The 22,096-nt window shown below is 66.0% G+C and carries 19 protein-coding genes; 9 read left to right on the forward strand and 10 right to left on the reverse strand.

From position 1 onward, the window contains the following. Positions 1-354: SLC13 family permease (locus tag Q1X76_RS04680; RefSeq protein ID WP_300718395.1), on the reverse strand; the 354-nt coding region annotated here is incomplete at its 3' end. 458 nt (positions 355-812) lie between these two features. Next, positions 813-1,016 (reverse strand): helix-turn-helix domain-containing protein, encoded by a 204-nt coding sequence (locus Q1X76_RS10095; protein WP_366140982.1) that lies wholly within the window; start codon positions 1,014-1,016, stop codon positions 813-815. A gap of 200 nt (positions 1,017-1,216) precedes the next feature. Between Q1X76_RS10095 and Q1X76_RS04685 the strand changes: the two genes are divergently transcribed. The 4 genes from Q1X76_RS04685 to Q1X76_RS04700 all read left to right on the forward strand — a co-directional run bounded on the left by Q1X76_RS04685 (position 1,217) and on the right by Q1X76_RS04700 (position 6,455). Further along, the gene (locus Q1X76_RS04685) at positions 1,217-2,617 is read left to right on the forward strand and encodes a Na+/H+ antiporter NhaC family protein (protein WP_300718368.1); all 1,401 of its coding nucleotides are present in this window, start codon (positions 1,217-1,219) and stop codon (positions 2,615-2,617) included. Position 2,618: 1 nt separating this feature from the next. Further along, on the forward strand, positions 2,619-3,716 hold the full coding sequence (aroC, locus tag Q1X76_RS04690) for a chorismate synthase (RefSeq protein WP_300718369.1): 1,098 nt from the start codon (positions 2,619-2,621) through the stop codon (positions 3,714-3,716). Positions 3,717-3,820: 104 nt separating this feature from the next. Then, positions 3,821-4,159: a helix-hairpin-helix domain-containing protein gene (locus Q1X76_RS04695; protein WP_300718370.1), complete on the forward strand. Its 339-nt coding sequence runs from the start codon at positions 3,821-3,823 to the stop codon at positions 4,157-4,159. Next, a complete protein-coding gene (locus Q1X76_RS04700) occupies positions 4,149-6,455 on the forward strand; it encodes an ATP-dependent RecD-like DNA helicase (RefSeq protein ID WP_300718371.1) in 2,307 nt (768 codons plus the stop codon). The genes Q1X76_RS04695 and Q1X76_RS04700 overlap by 11 nt, the downstream gene beginning before the upstream one ends. Positions 6,456-6,854: 399 nt before the next feature. On the opposite strand, the gene Q1X76_RS04705 is transcribed toward Q1X76_RS04700, so the two are convergent. From Q1X76_RS04705 to Q1X76_RS04735, 7 genes are all read right to left on the reverse strand, one after another. Then, positions 6,855-7,139: a hypothetical protein gene (locus Q1X76_RS04705; protein WP_300718372.1), complete on the reverse strand. Its 285-nt coding sequence runs from the start codon at positions 7,137-7,139 to the stop codon at positions 6,855-6,857. Between the two features lie 86 nt (positions 7,140-7,225). Further along, positions 7,226-8,245: an ABC transporter substrate-binding protein gene (locus Q1X76_RS04710; protein ID WP_300718373.1), complete on the reverse strand. Its 1,020-nt coding sequence runs from the start codon at positions 8,243-8,245 to the stop codon at positions 7,226-7,228. A gap of 35 nt (positions 8,246-8,280) precedes the next feature. Then, complete coding sequence (locus Q1X76_RS04715; protein WP_300718374.1) at positions 8,281-9,063, reverse strand: ABC transporter permease subunit; 783 nt, start codon at positions 9,061-9,063, stop codon at positions 8,281-8,283. 94 nt (positions 9,064-9,157) lie between these two features. Next, the gene (locus Q1X76_RS04720) at positions 9,158-9,928 is read right to left on the reverse strand and encodes an ABC transporter ATP-binding protein (protein ID WP_300718375.1); all 771 of its coding nucleotides are present in this window, start codon (positions 9,926-9,928) and stop codon (positions 9,158-9,160) included. Positions 9,929-10,000: 72 nt separating this feature from the next. After that, entirely contained in the window at positions 10,001-10,828 is an 828-nt protein-coding gene (locus Q1X76_RS04725; RefSeq protein WP_300718376.1) for an ABC transporter ATP-binding protein, read from the reverse strand. A 142-nt stretch (positions 10,829-10,970) separates the two neighbouring features. Beyond that, positions 10,971-11,762, reverse strand: a complete 792-nt coding sequence (locus Q1X76_RS04730) for a hypothetical protein (RefSeq protein ID WP_300718377.1) — start codon at positions 11,760-11,762, stop codon at positions 10,971-10,973. Positions 11,763-12,181: 419 nt separating this feature from the next. Further along, complete coding sequence (locus Q1X76_RS04735; RefSeq protein WP_300718378.1) at positions 12,182-14,038, reverse strand: sigma 54-interacting transcriptional regulator; 1,857 nt, start codon at positions 14,036-14,038, stop codon at positions 12,182-12,184. An 870-nt stretch (positions 14,039-14,908) separates the two neighbouring features. Between Q1X76_RS04735 and Q1X76_RS04740 the strand changes: the two genes are divergently transcribed. The 4 genes from Q1X76_RS04740 to Q1X76_RS04755 all read left to right on the forward strand — a co-directional run bounded on the left by Q1X76_RS04740 (position 14,909) and on the right by Q1X76_RS04755 (position 19,435). After that, positions 14,909-15,958, forward strand: a complete 1,050-nt coding sequence (locus tag Q1X76_RS04740; protein ID WP_300718379.1) for an acyltransferase — start codon at positions 14,909-14,911, stop codon at positions 15,956-15,958. Positions 15,959-16,348: 390 nt separating this feature from the next. Next, the gene (locus Q1X76_RS04745; RefSeq protein WP_300718380.1) at positions 16,349-17,344 is read left to right on the forward strand and encodes a MoxR family ATPase; all 996 of its coding nucleotides are present in this window, start codon (positions 16,349-16,351) and stop codon (positions 17,342-17,344) included. A 212-nt stretch (positions 17,345-17,556) separates the two neighbouring features. Further along, positions 17,557-18,918, forward strand: coding sequence for a VWA-like domain-containing protein (locus Q1X76_RS04750; protein WP_300718381.1), 1,362 nt, complete (start codon positions 17,557-17,559; stop codon positions 18,916-18,918). A gap of 16 nt (positions 18,919-18,934) precedes the next feature. Next, positions 18,935-19,435, forward strand: coding sequence for a hypothetical protein (locus Q1X76_RS04755; RefSeq protein WP_300718382.1), 501 nt, complete (start codon positions 18,935-18,937; stop codon positions 19,433-19,435). 348 nt (positions 19,436-19,783) lie between these two features. On the opposite strand, the gene Q1X76_RS04760 is transcribed toward Q1X76_RS04755, so the two are convergent. Then, complete coding sequence (locus Q1X76_RS04760; protein ID WP_300718383.1) at positions 19,784-20,701, reverse strand: LysR family transcriptional regulator; 918 nt, start codon at positions 20,699-20,701, stop codon at positions 19,784-19,786. Between the two features lie 131 nt (positions 20,702-20,832). Between Q1X76_RS04760 and Q1X76_RS04765 the strand changes: the two genes are divergently transcribed. After that, positions 20,833-21,807 (forward strand): DMT family transporter, encoded by a 975-nt coding sequence (locus tag Q1X76_RS04765; RefSeq protein ID WP_300718384.1) that lies wholly within the window; start codon positions 20,833-20,835, stop codon positions 21,805-21,807. Positions 21,808-22,096 lie beyond the last annotated feature (289 nt).

Raw genomic sequence — 22,096 nt, forward strand, 5'->3', positions numbered from 1 at the left:
CTCATCACCCAGAGTGCTGGCAATGGCCAGAGCCACGGGCAGCATCATGACGGTGGCGGTGGTGTTGGACATCCACATGGACACAAAGCTGACGGCGATGATGAAGCCCAGGATCAGGGTGGTGGGCTTCTTGCCCACCTTGCTGACGATGCCCAGGGCGATGCGCTTGTGCAGGCCGTGCTTCACCATGGCACCGGACAGGAAGCCCACGCCCACCAGCAGGTAGCAGGTGGAGTATGCATAGTGCGCAAACAGCGTGATGTCATTCTGGCCTTTGGAGCCGGTGATCTGCATGACCGGGAACAGGAAAATCGGCAGCAGTGCCGTGAACGGGATCGGCATGGCCTCGGTGATCCAGAAGACATCAGCACGGTGACGGCCAGCACCCGCTGGCCCACCAGGGACAGCCCCGCAGGGGTCGGCATGAAGCCGATCACCAGCATGGCGATGATGCCTACGAGGAAGCCGATCTTTTGGACTTTCGTTTTACCCATTGAATCTCCTCCTAAAAGATTGTAGAGTCTTGCCGCAGGACCCTCCTGCAGCCCGCCCAGCCGCCGCTCGCCCACGACGTCAGAAGCTAATAAATAGTTATAGCAACAAGCGTGCCAACTGTTAAAGAACCGTTCATATTTTCTGGAAAATGTTTAGAATTCGCCATGAAATATCTGGAGAAAAGGAGTAAAAGCGCACAAAAAAACACCTTGTCCGCAGATAAAAAACAGCGGATAAGGTGTTTCTTTCAGGATGTGTATCGAAATCCGTTAAATATATGTTGCAATCTGTTAAGAACGCGACAAAAAGTGCAACAGTCAGCGCTGGATGCCGTATTTTTTCATTTTCCGCCACAGAGTCTGCCGGCTGCAGCCCAGGCTCCTGGCGGCATCCTCCATGGAGCCGGGGTGGTTGCGCAGGGCCGCCTCGATGGCGCTGCGGTCCCGGCTCTCCGCCTCCTGACGGGGCTCCGGCCTGCGCGGGCCACCAGCGACGATCCGCGGCAGTGCAGGGCCGGTCAGCGCGGGCCTCTCCCGGCGGCCTGCGTGGCCGCTACGGGGCCGCTTGCCAGCCCCGTGCGAATCAAGTACACTGACTGGTTACGGATGGTCCGCCATCCCCGGCCGTGCCCGGTGCGCGGCAGCCCCTGACCGTTCCGCAGAGCGGCGGACGCCGCGCGTCCCGCCGCTGCCCATCCACCCCTTCCGCCTGCCGAGGCCTCATGGATCCGCAACTCTGTACAGCCCCGCAGGAAGGGCAGGAAGTGCCGCCTTCCTTCGCCGCCGTCCTGCCCCTGCTGCTCTTCCTGCTCATCTTCATCGGTACGGGCCTGAGCCTGAGCCTGGCCGGTGTGGACATGGCCTTCTACCAGCTCTCCGCCACTGTGGCCATCCTGCCCGCCATCGCCCTGGCCCTGATGCAGGGCCGCGCCCGCCTGTCCCAGAAGATCACCATCTTCCTCACCGGCGTGGGCGAGATCAACATCATCACCATGTGCATGATCTACCTGCTGGCGGGCGGCTTCGCCGCCACGGCCACGGCCATCGGCAGCGTGGACGCCACGGTGAACCTCGGCCTCTCGCTGGTGCCGCCGGCCTTCATCCTGCCCGGGCTCTTCCTCATCGGCGCCTTCGTGTCCACGGCCATGGGCACCAGCATGGGCACCGTGGCCGCCATCACGCCCATCGCCCTGGGCGTGGCCGCCCAGACCAGCATCGAAGTGCCCGTGCTCATGGGCGTGGTGCTGGGCGGGGCCATGTTCGGCGACAACCTGTCCATGATCTCGGACACCACCATCGCCGCCACCCGCACCCAGGGCTGCGAGATGGGCGACAAGTTCCGCATGAACTTCCTCATCGTCCTGCCCGCCGCCCTGCTCACCGTGGCCCTGCTCTGGTCCTCGGCCTCGGGCGGCACCCAGGTGAGCCTGCACGACTTCGAGCCGGTCCGCGTCCTGCCCTACATGGCCGTGCTGGTGCTGGCCCTGACCGGCCTCAACGCCTTCATCGTCCTGGCCGCGGGCATCCTGCTCTGCGGTCTGGTGGGCCTTTTCTGCGGCGTGCCCGGCGCGGACGGGCAGATCGTGCCCTATGGCCTGCTGCGCTGGGGACAGGACATCTACAAGGGCTTCACCGGCATGAACGAGATCATGGTCCTGTCCATGCTCATCGGCGGCCTGGGCGAGCTCATCCGCTATCACGGCGGCATCGCCTGGCTGCTGGCCCGCGTGGACGCCCTGGCCCGCCGCCTGGCCGGAAAGACCACGCGCCGGGGCTCCCCGCGCGTGGGCGAATCCTGCATCGCCCTGCTGGCCAGCCTGGCCGACATCTGCACGGCCAACAATACCGTGGCCATCATCCTCACCGGCGGCCTGGCCCGCGAGATCGCCCGCAAGAACGGCATCGACCCGCGCCGCAGCGCCAGCCTGCTGGACATCTTTTCCTGCGTCTTCCAGGGCCTGATCCCCTGGGCCGCCCAGCTGCTGCTGGCCGGCTCGCTGGCGCGCATCTCGCCGCTGGAGATCACCATCAACAACTGGTACTGCATGCTGCTGGCCGTGGCCGGCATCCTGGCCATCATCCTGGGCCTGCCCCGCACGGCGGCCCGCAGCACGGAGGTCTGACATGGCGGGCAATTCCTTCGGGCGCATCCTGCGCCTCACTTCCTACGGCGAATCCCACGGGCCCGGGCTGGGCGGCGTGCTGGACGGCTGCCCCGCGGGCCTGCCCCTGAGCGAGGCCGACCTGCAGCGCGAGCTGGACCTGCGCAAGCCCGGACAGGGCGCCACGGCCACCAAGCGCAAGGAATCGGATACGGTGCGCATCCTTTCCGGCGTCTTCGGGGGCCTGACCACCGGCACGCCCATCGCCTTCCACATCGCCAACGAGGACCAGCGCTCCCGCGATTACGGCAATCTGGCCGAGGTCTTCCGGCCCGGGCACGCGGACTGGGGCTTTTTCAAGAAGTTCCACGGCATCCGCGACTATCGCGGCGGCGGGCGCTCCTCCGGGCGCGAGACCGTGGCCCGCGTGGCCGCCGGGGCCGTGGCCAAGAAGCTGCTGGCCACGCGCGGCATCCAAATCGTGGCCGGGGCCGTGGAACTGGGCGGCATCGCCGTGCCGCCCGGGGGATGCGATCTGGACGCGGCCCTGTCGCGGCCCTTCTTCGCCGCCGCCGACAGCGTGATCCCGCTCTGGGAAGAACGCGTGGCCGAAGCCCGCGCCGCCGGGGACACCCTGGGCGGCGTGGTGCAGGTGGTGGCGCGCAACGTGCCCGCCGGTCTGGGCGAGCCCTGCTTCGACAAGCTGGACGCCCGCCTGGCCTACGCCCTCATGGGCGTGGGCGCCGTCAAGGCCGTGGAGGTGGGCGAAGGCTTTGCCGCCGCGCGCCTCACCGGTTCGCGGAACAACGATCCCATGCTGCCCGGCGGCCGCTTTGCCAGCAATCACGCGGGCGGCATCCTGGGCGGCATCTCCAGCGGCCAGGACATCGTGCTGCGCGTGGGCGTCAAGCCCATCGCCTCCATCGCGCAGGAACAGCAGACCATCGACGTCCGCGACCGGCCCGCCACGGTGCGCATCGGCGGCCGGCACGACCTGTCGGCCATCCCGCGCATCGTGCCCGTGCTCACGGCCATGACCGCCCTGGTGCTGGCCGACGCCCTGCTCCTGCAGGAACGCATGGCCGTCCTGCCCGTGCCCGACGGCGTGGACTGGTTTTAAGGCAACAGGCTGGTGAGGGGGAAAGGCCCTGTTCCCTGCGCCCCGCAGGTCTCCCTTCCCCCGCGGACTCCCCCACTCCCCCACAAACGCGCATCCGGGCTGCCATGTCTGACGAAATCTCCCTGCTGCCGGACGCCACGCCCCTGCGCCCCGGCCTGTTCCGCAGTTGCGGCCCGGCCCCCGTGGCCGATCTCGCCCTGCCGGGCATCGGCCGCGTGGGCGCCCCGCGCCGCGCCGATCCCGAGGCCCTGTTCGCGGTGCTCCGCCGCCGGCAGGGGGCGCAGGACATCTGCCTGCTGGACCAGCTGCGCTGTGTGACGGCGCAGGCCCGCGATCCGCAGCTGCCCGCCCCGCGCCGGGACTGGTTCTGGTGGTCGCGGCAGCGTAAGGGCGGCCGCCTGCCGCCCCTCCCCCCCGCCCCGGAGGACGACAATGGACGCTGATCTGCCCCTGCTGCGCGATCCCGATGCCGTGGAGCTCACCGGCACCCTGGAGCGCGTGGTCTTCCATAACGAGGAGAACGGCTACACCGTGCTGCGCCTGCTGCCCGACAGGGCCCTGCCCACGGAGGCCAGGGTCAAGGGCGCGCCTGCCCGCGGCGTGAGCCGCGACCCCGTGACCTGCGTGGGCCACATGGTCAATCCGCAGGCCGGGGTGCAGCTGCGCGTCAGCGGCCGCTGGGTCAACAACGCGCGTTTCGGCCGCCAGCTGGCCTTCGATATGGCCGAGGAGATGCTGCCCGCCACCAGCGAGGGCATCCGCCTGTACCTGGCCTCGGGCCTCATCAAGGGCGTGGGCGAGGAGATGGCCGGGCGCATCGTGGCCGCCTTCGGCACGGACACCATCCGCGTGCTGGACGAGGAGCCCGAACGCCTGCTCAGGATCAAGGGCGTGGGCAAGAAGAGCTTTGAGAAGATCCGCGCCAGCTGGGCCGAGCACCGGGGCATCCGCGACCTGCTGCTCTTTTTGCAGCCCCACGGCATCACGCCCGCCTATGCCGTGCGCATCTACCGCGCCTACGGCGGCGAGGCCCTCAACGTGGTGCGCGAGAACCCCTACCGTCTGGCCATGGACATCCGGGGCATCGGTTTCGTGACGGCCGACGCCGCGGCCCGCAAGCTGGGTTTCGCCGAGGACCATCCCCTGCGCATCCAGGCCGGGCTGCTCTATGTACTGCAGAAGGCCACGGACGACGGCAACGTCTTTTTGCCCGAGGAAGAATTGCTGGATCAGGCCTGCCAGCAGCTGGACGTGGACCGCGATCTGGCCCGGCAGGCCGTGCTGGCCCTGGAGCAGGAAGAGCGCGTGGTGCGCGAGAGCCTGGACGAACTGCCCGGCCGCCTGCCCGCGGCCTTCCGCGAGGACGACGCCGGCGCGGACGGGGCGCCCGCGCCGGAAGTGGCCGTCTACCTGCGGCGCTACCATCATTACGAGGCCAGGACGGCCTTCTATCTGCACCGCCTGCTGCATTCGCCCAAGTCCGTGCGCTTCGCCGAGCCCGAGGCCCTGGTGGAAAAGGTCACGGCGTCCCTGCCCCTGGAGCTGGCCCCGGAACAGCTGGAGGCCGTGCGCACCGCGGCGCACAGCAAGGTCATGGTGCTCACCGGCGGCCCCGGTACGGGCAAGACCACCATCATCAACGCCATCATCCGCCTGTTCGGCGAGGTCCGGGCCCGCATCCTGCTGGCCGCGCCCACGGGCCGCGCCGCCAAGCGCATGAGCGAGACCTCGGGCCGCGAGGCCCGCACCATCCACCGCCTGCTGGAATACAGCCCGCAGGAGGACGGCTTTGCCCGCAACGAGGACAATCCCCTGGCCTGCGGCCTGCTGGTGGTGGACGAGGCCTCCATGATGGACACCCTGCTCTTCTACCATCTGCTCAAGGCCGTGCCCCTGGGCGCCACCGTGGTGCTGGTGGGCGACGTGCACCAGCTGCCCTCGGTGGGGCCGGGCAACGTGCTGGCCGACATCATCGCCTCGGGCGCGGTGCCCGTGGTGGAGCTGACCGAGATCTTCCGCCAGTCGGCGGAGAGCGAGATCATCTGCAACGCCCACCTCATCAACAGGGGACAGGTGCCCTCGCTGGAATCCAGCAGGGACAGGCTCTCGGATTTCTACTTCATCCACCAGAACGATCCCGAGCGCGCCGCCGACATGGTGGTGGATCTGGTGCGCAACCACATCCCGCGCCGCTTCGGTCTGGACCCGGTCAACGACATCCAGGTACTCACGCCCATGCACAAGGGCGCCGTGGGCGCGGCCCAGCTCAACCTGCGCCTGCAGGCCAGCCTCAACCCCAACGGCCTGGAGGTGCGGCGCGGCGAGCGCTGCTTCCGCCTGCACGACAAGGTCATGCAGATCCGCAACAACTACGACAAGGACGTCTTCAACGGCGACGTGGGCCGCATCGTCTTCCTGGACGGCAAGGAACGCACCCTGAGCGTGCGCTACGATGACCGCGTGGTGCCCTACGACTTCGAAGAGCTGGACGAGCTGACGCCGGCCTACGCCATCTCCATCCACAAGTCCCAGGGCTCGGAATACCCCGCCGTGGTCATCCCGCTGATGATGCAGCACTATGTGCTGCTGCAGCGCAACCTGGTCTATACCGGCGTCACGCGCGGCAAGAAGCTGGTGGTGCTGGTGGGCGAGAGCCGCGCCCTGCACATGGCCGTCAAGAACAACAGGACCCGCACCCGCCACACGCGTCTGGCCCTGCGCCTGCGACCGCTGGCATAGGAGCCCCGCACTGACGGCGACGGCCCGGGGACGCGCCGCCCTCCTCCGCCGCCCCGGACGGCAGCGGCTGTCCGGGCCTGCCGCGCAGCCGGGCGTCGGCAACCCCACGCAGGCCCCTGCGTGCGGCCGGAGCGGGACAAGGGATCGTCAGGAGCATCCCAAGAATGATGGCGCCCCTCCGTGCGGCCGGTCCCTGCGACAGCGCGGCTGCAGCGTGCCGTGGCAGCAGGCGGAGCCATTCCAAAAGACAAGGCCACCGGCATCGCCGGTGGCCTTGCTGCATCATCGTCCGTCCGCTCCCCGCCGTCCCGGGACACGGGGCGCTCCTGCCGGTACGGCCGGGGCCCGGGCGGGCCGTTCCCGCCTGCGGGGGCTCCGGCAGCACCGGTCCCGGGGCCTTCAGGGCCGTGCCGCCCCGCGGGCATCCTGTTCCCGGGCATGGCGGCGGCGCAGGCATTTGACGATGCCGTAAAGGCTGATGACCAGCCAGAAGGCCTCCACCAGAAAGGCGGACATGTTGAAGGCGAAGAGCAGAGAGATGCCGATGCAGAGCGAGGCCAGCGCGTTGAGCAGGGAATACGGCAGCCGCCCGCTGTCGATCTTGCCCATCTGCAGGAGCAAATAGGTGCCCAGCAGCAGGATCAGGCCGATATTGCCGATGAAATCGTGAAAGGCGTATTGCATGACAGACTCTCTGGACGGTCCTTCTCCTTCTGCCGGAATGCGGCGGGACCGATCGCCGCATTCCGGCCATGCAGAGGGGGGAATGCCTACTTCACTGTCTTCCCGTCACGCAGGGCTTCGAGGAATTCGGGATGGAGGAAGTCCTCGGCCTTCTTCTGCGAGACACTGTTCTTGATGCGGCCCTGTTCCAGCAGGAAGGCGGCCACGTCCACGATGTCCTTTGCCGACTGGCCCTTCTGCTCGCTGGTCCCCAGGAAGGACGGGCTCAGCTGTTCTTCCAGGCCGATCAGGCGGGTACCGGCCATCATGCGCTTGGCGTCATCGATGGAGATGCCGCCCAGTTCCTTGGCGATGATCTTGGCCGCTTCTTCGGGGTGTTCGCGCCAGTAGTCCATGGCGGCCAGTTCGCTCTTGATGAACTTGGTGACCAGTTCGGGATACTTCTTGGCGAACGCCGGCTGCACGCTAATCACGTCCCAGGTCAGGTAGCCCTGCTGGGCCATCTGTTCGCTGGTGAGCAGGATCTTGCCGCCGTGCTGCACGACCAGTCCGAGGCTCGGTTCCCAGATGTAGGCGGCGTCGATATCGCCCCTGATGAACGGAGCCAGGGCTTCGCCGGGGGCCATATCCATGATCTTGACCTTGGACATGTCCACCTTGGCATCGCGCAGGGCCTTGATGAGCAGGTAATGCGTGGTGGAGCCGAAGGGGGCCACCACGGTCTTGCCTTCAAGGTCCTTGAGCGAATTGATGTCCTTGCGCACGACAAGCGATTCCACCTTGCCCAGCACATTGGCGTTCATGATGCCCCAGTAGTCCATGTCGCCGGCCAGGCCGATGGTGGCGGGGGGCAGGCCCACGTTGCCGAAATCAAGGCTGTTGGAGGCCATGGCCGTGTTGACGTCGCGCCCGGAATTGAAGCGGAACCACTCGATGGGGATGCCCATCTCCTTTTCATGCAGCTGCAGATACTTGGAAATGAGCTGGCCGTTGACCAAGGAAAGATAGCCGATGCGGATCTTTTCCGGCTTGTCCGCAGCCTGCAGCGGCTGCAGGGTCATGAAGACGAACAGGGCCGTGAACAGCAGACAGATGAACTTTCTCATAATAGCACTCTCCGTTAGGTAGACGGGCGACGCACTCACTGCCGCTTCCAGCGCAGCAGGTGGCGTGCCGCGAAGCGCAGGCAGGCATCCAGGCCGATGCCGGTGATGCCCATGGTGATGATGCCCACAAAGATGATGTCGGAACGCATGAACTTGCTGGCGTCCCAGACCATCCAGCCGATGCCTTCCGTGGCGGCCACGATCTCGGCGGCGACCAGCACGGTATAGGTAAAGCCCAGGCTGATGCGCATGGCGGTGATGATGGCCGGTGTGGTGGCGGGCAGGATGATCTTGAAGAAGACCTGTCTGCTGTTGGCGCCCAGGGAGCGTGCGGCCTGGATCACGGAAGGCGTGACTTCCTTGACGCCTTCCACCGCGCCGATGGTCAGGGGCGGGATGGCCGCCAGGAACAGCAGCAGGATCTTGGAGAATTCGCCGATGCCGAACCAGAGGACGAGCAGGGTGTAATAGGCCAGGGGGGGCAGCGGGCGGTAAAATTCGATCAGGTAGTCGAACACGGCCCGGATCTTGGAACTCAGGCCCATGGCCAGACCCAGGGGGATGGCCACCACGCAGGCGGTCACCCAGCCCAGCAGCACGCGCCCCAGGCTCACCATGCAGTGATAGATGAGGCCGTTGCCGTGGTAGCCCTGAAAAATGGTTTCCTCAAAGCCCTTCCAGACGTCATAGGGCGAGGGGATGAAGATCTTGGGGACAACGCCTCTGCGGGTCACTTCAAACCAGGCCACGAAGATGATCAGCAGAGTTACCAGGGTGATCCCGTTTTCCACCCTGAATTTGAAGCGATTTTTACTCATGGCAACCTCCGCGATGCCGCCGTCTTGCGTTTCGCCGCCCGACCCGGCGGCTGCGGGCATGGACGGTACGAGGGAACGAGGACCTCTACCGGGCTCAACGCATCCCTGGAACATGCTCAAAGGATTTCAGCGCCTCGGACTCCAGCGCGGCAAAGGCCTCGGCCTGGATCTCCGCGAACTCCGCGCAGGTCTGATGTTCCATCAGACGCGGCCGGGGCAGATCCACGCGCATCTTTTTCTTGATGGTGGTCGGCATGATGGAGAGCAGATAGACATCGTCCCCCATCAGGACGGCCTCATCCAGCTCCGACGTGATCAGCAGCATGGAGGTGCGCGTACTTTCGAAAATCCTCAGGAAATATTCCTGCATCATGCCCCGTGTCATGGCGTCAAGGCCGCGGAAGGGCTCATCCATCAGCAGGATGCGGGGTTCGTTGATCAGGGCGCGGATCAGCTCCGCACGGCGCTGCATGCCGCCGGAAAGCTGGCCGGGGAACTTGCCTTCAAAGCCGTCAAGACCCGTAAGATGTATCAGTTCCTTTGCTTTTTCTTCAGCTTCCTTCAGGTTTTTGCCCAGGATGCGCGGGCCGAACATGGTGTTGTCCCACAGGGTCATCCACTGGAAGAGCGTATTTTCCTGAAAGACCACCAGGCGGTCCGGGCTGGGCCCGTGCAGCGGCTGGCCTTCAAAAAGACAGCTTCCCTCCTGCGGCGTGAAATAGCCGGCCAGTATGGACATGATCGTGGTCTTGCCGCACCCTGACGGGCCGCAAATGCAGGTGAAGGCCCCCTCCTCTATGCTGAAGGAAAGATCCTCCAGGATCTTTCTATCACCAAAGCTGACGCTGACATGTTCAACCTGCATAAGGGGCGGCTTCGCCGCCCGAGCTGTATTCGACATGGCTTTTCCTCCGCTTTGTCCGACAGCGCCGGGAGATCACGCGCCCTCGCGTTCGCCGCGTTCAAAGGACTTCCGGGCCTCTTCCCGCACGGCTTCGATGGTCTGGCGCTTGTACTCGAGAAATTCCGGCAGTTTTTTGGTCCTGAAGGTACGCGGCCGAGGAAGATCCACATGGATCCACTTCTTGAAACGGCCCGGTCTGGTGGTCATGATGCCCACCTTGTCCGAAAGGTAGATGGCTTCATCCAGATCATGGGTGATGAAGAGCACGGTCTTGTGCACCCTGTCGAACATGTCCAGAAGAAACTGGTGCATGACGGATTTGGTGATGGCGTCCATGGCCCTGTACGGTTCATCCAGCAGCAGCGTCTTGGGCTCGTTGATCAGGGCCCGCAGGATCTCGACGCGCCGCTTCATGCCCGATGAGATGTGGATGGGATAGGCGTTCTCGTAGCCCTTGAGGCCCGCCATGCGGATCAGCTCCATGGCGCGCGCTCCGGCTTCGCTTTCCGTCAGGGATCCTGTGACCAGCGGGCCGAACATGATGTTCTGGCGCACCGTCATCCAGTCGAACAGGGCTCCGGCCTGAAACACGACCACACGATCCGAACCCGGCCTGGGGGGCTGCCCTGGGGCCGCGATGACCTTGCCGTCCATGCGTATTTCCCCCTGGGAAATACTCTCAAAGCCGGCGGTCATGTTGAGCAGCGTGGTCTTGCCGCAGCCCGACGGGCCCACGATGGCCACGAACTCTCCGGCCTGAATCTCAAAACTGCAATTATCCACCGCAAGCACGTTGACGCCTTCCGGGTCATAGACCTTGCTTGCGTTGATGATCTCCAGATGTCCTTCCTTGGTGTCCACGGCATTCCCCCTGGTAGCTTCAGGCGCTGCCGGACCTGCGCCCGGCCGGAATATGGCGGAAAGGGGGCTTGCGGAGCCGTGACCCGGCTCCGCCCCCCGCCCCGCTCCGCCGCTGCGCGACGGGGCGGGGCATGCGCACTGCCTAAAGCTTCTTGGGCTTCAGGCGATACGCGTACAGCTTTTCGTAATAGGGCAGGCAGTGCTCATAGAGCATCCTGAGCATGGGCAGGTCTTCGAAGATGGCATCGACCAGCTTGTCGTCATACAGGAAGGCCTCCATGTTCTTCTGGATGCCGGTACTGCCGCTGACGTCATAGTAGAAGTCCTTGCAGTGGTCGTACTCGGGCCGCCATTCCGGAGTCCAGGTGAGGGTCTCCGGCTTGAACTCAAGGCCCATGGCATCGCACCAGGCGGCCATGATGCCGGCGGGATCGTTCTGGAAGTCGTCGCCGTCGATGACCAGGGGCGTCTTGCCGTTATCCAGGGCATGCAGGCCCAGCTCGGTGATGCGGTTGAAGATCCTGTCCGAAGCCACGGGGCCCACGTCTTCGATGCGCATGGAACGCTGCGAACCGATCACTTTCCAGAAGGACAGGACGACGTACTTGGGGTTGCGGATCTGGAACATGTGGGTGCAGCGGCGCAGATACTCCTCGTCAGCCAGGTACTTGTCGATGGCGTGGTAGGGGCATTCCTTGATGAAGGTGGGGCTTTTTTCCGCGATGCTGTAGATTTTTTTGATGACGTCCTCATAGACCACGGGCCAGCCTTCGTAGTCCTGGTGGGACTGGACGCCGGGCTCATGCCTGTCCCGCCAGTAGATGGGCAGGGTGGGCTCGAAGATGGTGTGGAAATCTCCACGGTTGGTGATGGCCCGCATGAAAACCGTGGTCAGCGAGCGCGGATACATCCAATTGACGATGATTCTGTTCATGCCAGTCTCCTGAGGTTTCCCGGGATCAGGCCCCTTCCGGGCCGTCTGTGAAAAGCCGGGCTTTGCGGCGGGCGGGGCGCCGGGAAAAATCGCGTGGCGGTGTGGCATGCAACGTCCTTTTCCCCGGCCCCCCACTGCACGGCTTGCGGCAGCTTTGCGCAGGCGCTTTCATGGGCCTTGACCCCGGAGCTGTCGCAACAAGCTTCGGCATCAGGCGGCCGCCGGCACGATGGATTTTTCGCCGGGCCGCCAGGCTTTACCTGGACAAGAGCAAGAGCCATGCCAGTCCTGACGGCGTTCGCTGAAAAAATTTTATTTTAATTTCAATATATTATCACGCCAAGCAAAGGGAAGGGAAAAGAGCGCATGCATTTGTGTAGCAGCCCGCACACTAATGGTGCAACAATACCGTGCGCTAGCTACATCCCCGCTTCGGGGCGCACCAGACCATAGCGGAGCATCCGCCGGTACAGGGTCCAGCGGCTCATGCCGAGACAGCGGGCGCTCCTGCTGATGTTCCAGGCGTTCTTTTCCAGCACGGCCAGCAGACGTTCCTTTTCATCCCCCGCACCAGCGGCTGGCGGCAGCCCGCACGTCTGCAGCGAAGCCGTCTCCAGCGCGATGTGCTCGGGCAGGATCACCGGCCCGTCGCACAGCACGAAGGCCCGCTCAATGACGTGCTCCAGTTCACGCACGTTGCCCGGCCAGCCGTGACGCATGAAGATATCCATGACCTCCGTGGAGACGCCCACGATGGACTTAGCGTACTGCCTGTTGAACTTGATGCAGAAGTGCTCGATCAGCAGCGGGATATCCTCCATGCGCTCCCGCAGCGGCGGCACATGGATGTTCATGACGTTGAGCCGGTAATAGAGATCCTCGCGGAAGGAACCTTCGGCGATGGCTTTTCTGAGGTCGCGATGGGTGGCGGCCAGGACGCGCACATCCACCTTGCGCGGCGTTGTCTCCCCCACCCGCTCGATCTCCTTTTCTTCCAGCACGCGCAGGAGCTTGAGCTGGATCAGGGGCGAGATGTCCCCGATCTCGTCCAGCAGGATGGTCCCGCCGTGGGCGGCTTCGAACCGGCCTATGCTCTCGCGGTCCGCCCCGGTGAAGGCGCCCTTGGCATGGCCGAAGAGCTCGCTTTCCAGCAGGCTCTCGGCCAGCGCCGAACAGTTGACCCGGATGAAGGGGCGCTCCGCCCGCCGCCCGCCGTGGTGCAGGGCGTGGGCGATCTTTTCCTTGCCGGTGCCGGATTCGCCCGTTATCAGCACCGTGGTGTCCATGTCGGCCAGCGTGCACAGCAGGTCATAGATCTTCTGCATCTTTTCGCTCTGGCCGATGATGCCCTGATAGGTGCGCCGTTCGCGCAGCGTGTTTTCCAGCCGGGCCAGACGGGTGATGTCCCGGATCACCAGCACGACGCCCAGGAAGTCGCCTTCGCAGTTGAGCAGCGGCGAACAGGTGACCACAGCGACCTGCTCCCGTTCCCTGCCCTTGAAGCAGCAGACCTGCGAATCGCGCAGCCCCTGCTTGGTTTGCAGGGCTTTCCTGAGCGGCGCGAGACAGGCCTTGCTGCAGCCGCCGGCGCACAAATCAAAGAATTTCCCCGCCTCCATATCCTCATGACAGATGCGCCCGGCCGCCCGGTTGGCGGTGATGATGCGCAATGAGGCGTCCACGGTGATGATGGCATCCTGCACACTGCTGAATATGGACTCCAGCAGATTTTTATTTTCGATGAGTTCCCTTTCGTAGATCTTGTTCTCAATGGTCCGCGACAGGATCTGCGCTGCGGTCGTCAGGATGTACAGATCGGAGTCGTGCCACAGGCGATGGTAGCGGTGCTCGTCGAAACCGATGAAGCCGTACATCTTGCCGTAGACGAAAAGCGGCATGTTCAGCGTCGATTTGACCTTGGCCGCGCAAAGATGCTCACGATACTCCAGAAAGGGCATCTCCTCCGTATTGGAAAAATTGAGCACCGTCCCCGTCATCAGTTGTCTGGCCACATCAGGGATATGGAGGACGATATCCGTCGTATTGACCCGCAGACCGAGCTCGGGGTCATCCCAGCCGCAACGGCAGACAAACGTATTATTATGGCTTTCATAGCTGAACATGAAGACGCGGCTGACATTGAGCGTCTCTCCCATGCGCTGCAGGGCCTGGCGCAAAAAAGCATGCATATCCTGGACGCGCACTGCCAGTTCCGAAATCTCCGCGAGCATCTTTTCATAGGATATACGCTTTTCAAGCATTTCATTGGTACGCATCACATACTCCATCAATCAGATTATATAATAAAACATAATTACTATGATGTATTTATAAAACTTATCTTCAAAATTTATGTGTGTCAACGATACAAAATTGTTTGAGTTAAACAGACCATGCAATATCAGCATATATTTTACAATATGATGATAAACTTATATAAAGGAATATATTGCCATACATTCATCTATACCCTCCCATCTTAAATATGATCCTTTTCAATTATATTTGTCGCACAGGGTATTTGCTGTTTCCCGGCAGCGATGCCCCTCCTTTCCCCCGGGACTTCTCCCAAAGGACAGGCTGCGCTCCGCCATGGAGCGCAGTATCCGCCGCCCGGGCATCCGGCATCTTGCGACCAGACCGCCGTGGGCAGCATGAAAAGAGAGGCACCGATCCTGGCCGGGCGCACCGCCCTTGCGGGGATCGTGGAGCGCTCCCGCAGCATGCCCTGCCGGCACGCAACAGGACGGCGGACGGCGTGATCCCGTCACCGCATACTTGACCCCATGCAAAATTTGTGCATGCCGGGGCAGGCCCGCGGAGAAAACGCGCATGCCGACCGCTGCGCCGCCGTTGCCCCGGGCCCGGCGGCCACGACACCGGCCCGTGCCGCCCCCTTGCCGTGCGGACTGCCGCGGGCCGCTGGGATGCCGTTTCCCGGAGGCGGGGACCGTACGGCAATCCCCCGCACGGCAATACCCGCCTGTCCCCGGCAGGGCGGCGAAGACGCACGGTCCCGGGCGTGTCCGGGGCCGTTGACATGGACCGTACATCCGGTTTAGGAGGCAAGAATTCCTATCCCGTCCCTAGGAATGGGACCCCCGTCACTCCGACACCGGTCCGCACCGACCGCGCCAAGGTACTGCATGACGCAAAAGAACTACGACCTGACCTTCCACTATTTCCGGGCCTTCGCCATCCTTTCCGTCATGCTCACCCACATGTGGGTGGGCCCCGTCCTCGCGGGCAGCGAGGACGCCGCCAGGCTCCAGGACAGCCTGCGCCTCTGCCTCTTCCACTCCGCCACCATCTACTTCGTCTTCATCTCCGGCTATCTCTTCGACTTCGTGAACCGCAGGAAAGGCGCGTTCTCCCCCCTGCGCTTCTACAGGTCCAAGCTCGTCAACGTCTTCTGCCCCTACTTCATCCTTTCGCTGCTCCTGCTGGCTACGGGCTGGGTGTCCCACCACTGGTTCGGCTACGACATCCCCTTCATCAACGACGGCACGCCCGTGGCCTCCCCGGGGGACGTGCTGCGCTGCCTGGCCTACGGCTCGGCCAGTCTGGTTCCCTACTGGTACATCCCCTTCATCATGACCGTCTTCAGCGTGGGGCCGCTCATCTTCCATCTGCCCACCAGGGTGCTGCAACGGATCCTGATCCCGGCCTCCGTCCTGCCCCTGATGGTGCCGCGCCTGCTGGTCTCGCCCCTGCGCAACCTCTGCTTCTTCGTGCCCGTCTTCCTCCTGGGCGTGTACTGCGCCCGCAACCGCGACGCCTGCATGGCCTTCATCCGCCGCCACCTCGGCGCCATCCGCGTGACGGCCGTCATGACCACCCTGCTCATCACGGCCGATCACTACTTCGGCAGCTTCATGCCCAATATCGAAGGCGCCTACTATGTGCAGAAGCTCTGCATCGGCTCCTGGGTCCTGGAACTGCTGGAAAACATGGACAGGGAAGTGCCGGCCCTGGACTTCCTGGCCCGCTACAGCTTCCCGCTCTTCTTCCTGCACGCCATCTTCCAGGGCATCTTCCAGGCGCCCCTGTTCCGGCTGCTCGGCCCGCTGCTGCCCGGGCAGGTCTTCACCATCGCCAACCTCACCGTCACGGTGGAGATCGGCCTCTGCATCCTCTGCATCCTGGCCATCAAGAAGATCATGGGCAGCCGCTCGCGCTACCTCATCGGCGGCTAGGGATGCCCCGCGGCCGCGCGGCCCGGGTACGCCCCCGCGCCGGGGCCGCCACGCCGGGCAGTCCCCCTGCCCGTGAGGCCCCCCGCCGGCGGGCATGGCCTGCACGACAGCCCGGCCGCGCTTGCCGGCGGCGGACGGCGCCACCTGATGCGCGCCGGGACAGGGACTGTCCCGAGGACGATTGTCCGCGGCGCACGGCACGGCCAGCCCGGGCAGCGGCGATACCGCTCCGCAGCCGGACAGCACCCGCTCCATGTACGGCGCTGCAGCACCCGGGGCCGGCGCGGCGACGGTCTCACGGCAGCGACGCAGGACAAAAAAAGACTTGCCCTCCACGGCTCCCTTGTGTATTTTCATTGAAAATGAAATTCAATTTATAGAAGGACGACCATGCGACCCAGCCTTGTCAGCCAGGCCCTGCACAGCCTCGTGAGCATCCGGCAGCCCGTTTTCCTCTGGGGACCGCCCGGCGTGGGCAAAAGCCGGCTGGTGGCCGATGTGGCCCGCCGTCAGGGCCGCGCGCTGTACGACCTGCGCGCCGTGCTGCTGGACCCCGTGGACCTGCGCGGCCTGCCGCGTATCAGCGCCGAAGGCATCACCTCCTGGTGCGCGCCTGAATTCCTGCCCCACCCCGGTGACACCTCGGAGGGCATCCTGTTCCTGGACGAGCTCAATGCCGCGCCGCCGCTGGTACAGGCGGCCTGTTACCAGCTCATCCTGGACCGCCGCGTGGGCCAGTACCGTCTGCCCGACGGCTGGGCCGTGGTGGCCGCGGGCAACCGCGAAGGCGACCGGGCCGTGGCCTGGCGCATGCCCTCGGCCCTTGCCAACCGCATGGTGCATCTGGACGTGGACTGCCATATCGACGACTGGCTGGACTGGGCCCGGGACAACGGCATCCGCCAGGACGTGCAGGCCTTTTTGCGCTTCCGGCCCCGCCTGCTGCACGATTTCGATCCCCAGGCCGCGGACAGCCGGGCTTTCGCCTCGCCGCGCTCCTGGGAATTCGCCTCGCGCATCCTGGACGCCGCGCCCGACGCCCGGCTGGAGGAGGAACTGCTGGCCGGGACCGTGGGCAAGGCCGCTGCCGCGGAGTTCGCCGGCTTCCTGAGGGAGTGGCGTCACCTGCCCAGCGTGGAAAGCATCATGGACGCGCCCGAGGCGGCCCTCGTGCCCGCGGACCCGGCCTCCCTCTACGCCCTGTGCGAGGCCCTGGCCCTGCGCGCCGCGCCGGAGACCATGACCGCCCTGGCCGCCTATGCGGAGCGCCTGCCCGCCGAGTTCGGCGTCCTGCTCATGCGCGACGCCGTGCGCCACGATCCCGCCATGGTGGAGAGCGAAGGCTTTGCCCGCTGGGCCCGCCGCAATGCCGAGGTCCTGATGTGAGCAAGAACCATGTTCCTGCCGCGCCATACAGCCTCCCTCCCCATGATGCGCACCCTCTCTCCTCCGTCGGTCGCGCGGATAGCGACCGTGCGACCGGAGACACTCGCGCCACACCAGAGGCCGCAGTTTGCCCGCCCTGCCCGGCAACAGCCGGGATGACGCGGCAGGACCATCAGCCGGGACGCCCGTATGAACGACCACAGGTCACGACCATGAGTACCGCCGTGGGCGTCCCGGCCTTTCAGGACGGGCTTGCGCAGCGCGCCCTGACGGCCATGACCCGGGCCCGGGCGGAGCTGGTGCTCCGGCAGCCCTTTTTCGGTTGTCTGGCCCTGCATCTGCGCCTGCTGCCCGACGCGACCTGCCGTCATCTCTGGACCGACGGGCGCAGCCTGGGCTTCAATCCCGTCTGGGCGGCCACCCTGCCGCACCGGCGGCTGGTGGGAGCGCAGGCCCACGAGATCATGCATCTGGCCTGCGCCCACCATGTGCGGCGCGGCGGGCGCGACGCCCGGCTCTGGAACGAGGCCTGCGACGTGGTCGTCGATGCCCTGCTGCTGGGTGCGGGCTTCGAGCTGCCGCAGGGCCATCTGGAGCGGCCCCAGTACGCGGGCCTCAGCGTGGACGAGGTCTATGCCCGTCTGGCCGTCCTGCAGGGCACGCCCGCGCACGGCGGCGCACAGCAGCAGGCCGCCGGACGCAGCCCCCGGGAAAAAGGCCCCGACCAGCAGAGACATGACGGCCAGGAACGGCAGGACGCCCCCGCGGCCGCGCCTTCCCGTGAGGGGGAGACGGACGGGGAGGCTCCCCCGGAAACCGCGGGCAACGCCCACCCCGCCGGGAAGAAGCCGGAAAAGGAGCAGCCTGTCCCGTATTTTTCCGGCGAGGTCCGCGACCACCCCCTGCTGGAAGAAGGTCAGGGGGACGCGCGCCACAAGGCGGAACAGGAGGCCGAGTTGCGTCTGGAGCAGGCCCTGCAGCGGGCCCGGCACATGGGCCGCGAGCCCGCGGGCTTCAGCCGCCTGCCGCGCGGCGGCCGCGCGGCCCGGGGCCCGGACTGGCGCGGCCTGCTGCGGCGTTTCCTGGAGAACTGCGCCCTCAACGACTACACCTGGAGCGCGCCCAACCGGCGCTACCTGCATCACGGCATCTACCTGCCCGGACGGCAGGAGCTGCGCCTGCCGCAGCTGGCCGTGGCCGTGGACTGCTCGGGCTCGGTGGACGACGCCGCCCTTTCCCTGTTCTGCGAGGAGCTGTCGTCCATCCTCGCGGCCCACGAAACGGAACTGACCGTCATCTTCCACGACAGCCGGGTGCAGAACGTGCAGACCTTCCGCCGTCAGGATCTGCCCCTGCGCCTGCGTCCCGTGGGCGGAGGCGGCACGGACTTCCGGCCCGTGGGCCGCTGGCTGCGCGAACAGGGCCTGCGCCCGGCCTGCCTGCTCTGGTTCACGGATCTGGAATGTTCGTCCTTCCCCGACGAGCCCGCCTGCCCCCTGCTCTGGATCGTCCAGGGCGGGGGCGGGGAGCGACCGCCTTTCGGCGAGGTGCTGCGCCTGCCCGCCGGAGCCTGAGCCTCAAGGAGCCCGTATGCGTATCAGCTGGAAAATAGAGAAGAAGCGCGGCAACCTGCGCCCGGTGCTGACCTATGCCGTCACGCTGGAGGACTGTGAGCGCGCGCTGGCCACCCCGCCCCTGAGCATCACCTCGCTCATCCCCGAGCCGCCCGAATCCTGGCAGGAACACTGCTGGCCCGGGCAGCACGAACGCGCCGCGCAGGCCGGCAGGGACGCCCTGCCCTGCTATCAGCTGGCCATCCCCTCGCACAAGGGGCGGCACGGCAGCCAGAGCCTGCGCCTGCCCTGGCGCGAAGACAACAGCTACCCCGAGGTGGAAGCCTCCTTCCGCCTGCTGCGCGAGGCGTTCGAGCGGGAGCTGCGGCGGGCCGGGGCCAGCGGCCCCATGCAGGAGGAAAACAGCCTGGAGCTGGGCCGGGCGGCCCTGCACGAAGTGGCACCGGCCATCATCGGCCGTCGCTTCCTGGAGGCTGTGGGCCCGGCGCCCGCGCCGCTCCCTGCCGGGAAAAGCTGACCTTCCTGCGCAGGACCGCCGCGCGGCGCCACAGGACGGGCAAAAGCCCGCGCACGGCGCAGGGGCGGCGAACGGTCGCAGCAGGCCGTCGCAGCCGCAAGACCTGCGGCATCGGCCCGCACGGCCGCCGTCAGGCAGCGGCGGCCCCGCCGCCACAGCTCCCGCCGCTCCCCGGCAGGCGGCACCGCCACAGGGGACGGCCAACGGGCGTCCCTCCACTGCGCCGGCAGGCAGGCCCGGCAAGGCAGGCCGTGCGTCGTGTGTCCGCGCCGCTCCGGGCAGATGTCCTTCAGGCGTATCCCTCTCCGCCTCCGGGCCATCATGCCCGCCGGCCCGGCCCGGGCAGGCTCAGGCCGTCCCGCGCCCGTCCGGGGCCTGCGCGTCCTCCGTCAGCATGTCGCGCAGGCGGCGTGCGGCCAGGCTCAGGGTGTGGCCGGCGTACTCCAGCAGGCTGATGCTGCGCGGCGGGATGGCCTCCGCCAGCCGCAGGGCGACCACCCGCCCGGCCGCCAGCGCCTCCCGGGCCGACGGCTCCGGCAAAAAGCCCACGCCCAGGCCGTGGCGGGCCAGCTCCAGCACCAGTTCCGACGTATCCGGCTCCATGGCCGGGGCGAAGTCCACGCCCCGCGCCTTGCAGATGCCTTCCAGAAAGTCGAAGGTCAGGGTCCCCTGCTTGTGGCAGATCAGGGGCCGGCGCATGACCTCCGCCAGCGTCATTTCCCTGTCCCGCAGGCTGCCGAATTCCGGCGCGACCACGAAGACGTCGCGAAAACCGTAGAGCGCTGTCTCCTTCAGCGCCCGGAAGCCGCCGCCCGGCACCGCGGCCACGGCCAGGTCCACGGCCCCGGACTTGAGTTCCTCCACAGCCTCACGGGCCGTGCCTCCGAACAGGCGCAGACGCACGCCCGGATAGAGCGCGTGGAAGCGCTCCAGCCGCGGCAGCACCCAGTGCCGCAGGGCCGTCTCGCTGGCGGCCAGGGTGATGCTGCCCGACTGCAGGCCCACGGCCTGTTCCAGTTCCTCCCGGCCCCGGCGGAGCTGCTCGCCGCCCGCCGCCACACGCTGGTAGAACAGCCGCCCCTCGGGCGTGAGCTCCACGCCGCGCCTGTTGCGGATGAACAGCCGGCAGCCCAGTTCCCGCTCCAGTGCGGCCATGGCACGCGACACCGCGGGCTGGCTGGTGAAGAGCACGGCCGCCGCCCGGCTGAAATTGCGGCAGCGCGCCACCTGATAGAAGATCCGGCACAATTCCCAGTCCAGCTCCATTACGTCCACCTGTTATGCGTTTTTGATATGGCTATGATATCAACTAAGCATTTTACCGTATCAATCGCCCCTGCTATAGGCAAGGACACGCCCACCCCTTCCACCGCCCTTTCCGGCAGGGAGCCCAGACCATGCATCGCGGTTTTGCCTTCATCCTGCTCGCCACCGTCTTCTTCAGCTCCATGGAAGTGGCTCTGAAGACCGTGGCCGCCGACTTCAATCCCGTGCAGCTCACCTGTACCCGCTTCCTCGTGGGCGGCCTGCTGCTCATCCCCTTCGCCCTGCGCGGCCTGCGCCAGCACAAGGCCCGGCTCGATGCCGGCGCCTGGAAGGCCTTTGCCGGGCTGGGCTTCCTGGGCCTGGTGGTGAGCATGGTGCTCTACCAGCTCTCCATCCTCCATGCCCCGGCCTCGGTGATCAGCGTGCTGTTCAGCTGCAATCCCGTGCTGGTGCTGGCCTTCGCCTGGCTCATCCTGCATGCCGACATCCGCCCCCAGCATCTGCTGGCCCTGGTCATGGAAGTGGGGGCCGCGCTCATCATCATCGACCCGCTGCACACCAGCCTCGACCCCGCGGGCATCGTGCTGGTGCTGCTCTCGGCCGCCACCTTCGCCCTCTACGCGGTGCTGGGCAAACGGCAGTGCGCCCGCTACTCCGCCGTGGCCGTCACCTGTTTCAGCTGCCTGGCCGCCAGCGCGGAGATGATCCTGCTCATGCTCCTCAGCCACCTGGGTCCCGTGGCCAGCCTCCTGCGCGACGCGGGCCTGCCCATGTTCGCCGCCATGCCCTTCTTCGCCGGCTACAGCGCGGACAACATCCCCAACGTGATCTATATCTGCGTGTGCGTCACCGCGGGCGGCTATGCCTGCTTCTTCATGGGCATGGAAGCCACCTCCCCCATACAGGCCTCCCTGGCCTTCTTCCTCAAGCCGGTGCTGGCCCCCATCCTCGCCATGATCTTCCTCGGCGAACACATCCCCTGGAACATGTGGCTGGGCATCGCCCTGATGCTGGCGGCTTCCGTGGTCTCCATGATCCCGGCCTGGACGGCCCTCATGGACGCCCGGCCCTTCGTCATCCGGCGCCTGCTGCACCGGCGGTGCTGACCCTGCCGGGAAGTCCCTCCTCCCTCCCGGCAGTTCCCGGGCGATGCGCGGGAATGGAAAAAGGACGCCTTGCGGCGTCCTTTTCATGGCTTGCCCTGCGCGCTCCGGCAGGTTTCTTTCCTGGTATGGTTCTCCCGCCGGCGGGTGCGGCAAGCTCCCTGTCCTTCAGGAGCGGCCAGAAGCGGCGCGCAATGGCGGCGCTCCCACCGGCACGGCAAGCGGCCGGCGCTCCGGCGCGTCAGGACAGGGAAAGGGGATCAGGCGGCGGGCGGCGGGCACGACCTCCGGC

Origin of the sequence: uncultured Desulfovibrio sp. (assembly GCF_949282365.1) — a bacterium.
Lineage (GTDB): Bacteria > Desulfobacterota > Desulfovibrionia > Desulfovibrionales > Desulfovibrionaceae > Desulfovibrio.

Bases quoted from the DNA above. Each gene is read 5' to 3' on its own strand.
- Q1X76_RS04740 (WP_300718379.1), top strand. From the start codon at position 14,909: ATGACGCAAAAGAACTACGACCTGACCTTCCACTATTTCCGGGCCTTC.
- Q1X76_RS04760 (WP_300718383.1), bottom strand. From the start codon at position 20,701: ATGGAGCTGGACTGGGAATTGTGCCGGATCTTCTATCAGGTGGCGCGC.
- Q1X76_RS04730 (WP_300718377.1), bottom strand. From the start codon at position 11,762: ATGAACAGAATCATCGTCAATTGGATGTATCCGCGCTCGCTGACCACG.
- Q1X76_RS04755 (WP_300718382.1), top strand. From the start codon at position 18,935: ATGCGTATCAGCTGGAAAATAGAGAAGAAGCGCGGCAACCTGCGCCCG.
- Q1X76_RS04715 (WP_300718374.1), bottom strand. From the start codon at position 9,063: ATGAGTAAAAATCGCTTCAAATTCAGGGTGGAAAACGGGATCACCCTG.
- Q1X76_RS04700 (WP_300718371.1), top strand. From the start codon at position 4,149: ATGGACGCTGATCTGCCCCTGCTGCGCGATCCCGATGCCGTGGAGCTC.
- Q1X76_RS04745 (WP_300718380.1), top strand. From the start codon at position 16,349: ATGCGACCCAGCCTTGTCAGCCAGGCCCTGCACAGCCTCGTGAGCATC.
- Q1X76_RS04710 (WP_300718373.1), bottom strand. From the start codon at position 8,245: ATGAGAAAGTTCATCTGTCTGCTGTTCACGGCCCTGTTCGTCTTCATG.
- Q1X76_RS04735 (WP_300718378.1), bottom strand. From the start codon at position 14,038: ATGCGTACCAATGAAATGCTTGAAAAGCGTATATCCTATGAAAAGATG.
- aroC (WP_300718369.1), top strand. From the start codon at position 2,619: ATGGCGGGCAATTCCTTCGGGCGCATCCTGCGCCTCACTTCCTACGGC.
- Q1X76_RS04750 (WP_300718381.1), top strand. From the start codon at position 17,557: ATGAGTACCGCCGTGGGCGTCCCGGCCTTTCAGGACGGGCTTGCGCAG.
- Q1X76_RS04720 (WP_300718375.1), bottom strand. From the start codon at position 9,928: ATGCAGGTTGAACATGTCAGCGTCAGCTTTGGTGATAGAAAGATCCTG.
- Q1X76_RS04765 (WP_300718384.1), top strand. From the start codon at position 20,833: ATGCATCGCGGTTTTGCCTTCATCCTGCTCGCCACCGTCTTCTTCAGC.
- Q1X76_RS04705 (WP_300718372.1), bottom strand. From the start codon at position 7,139: ATGCAATACGCCTTTCACGATTTCATCGGCAATATCGGCCTGATCCTG.
- Q1X76_RS04695 (WP_300718370.1), top strand. From the start codon at position 3,821: ATGTCTGACGAAATCTCCCTGCTGCCGGACGCCACGCCCCTGCGCCCC.
- Q1X76_RS04685 (WP_300718368.1), top strand. From the start codon at position 1,217: ATGGATCCGCAACTCTGTACAGCCCCGCAGGAAGGGCAGGAAGTGCCG.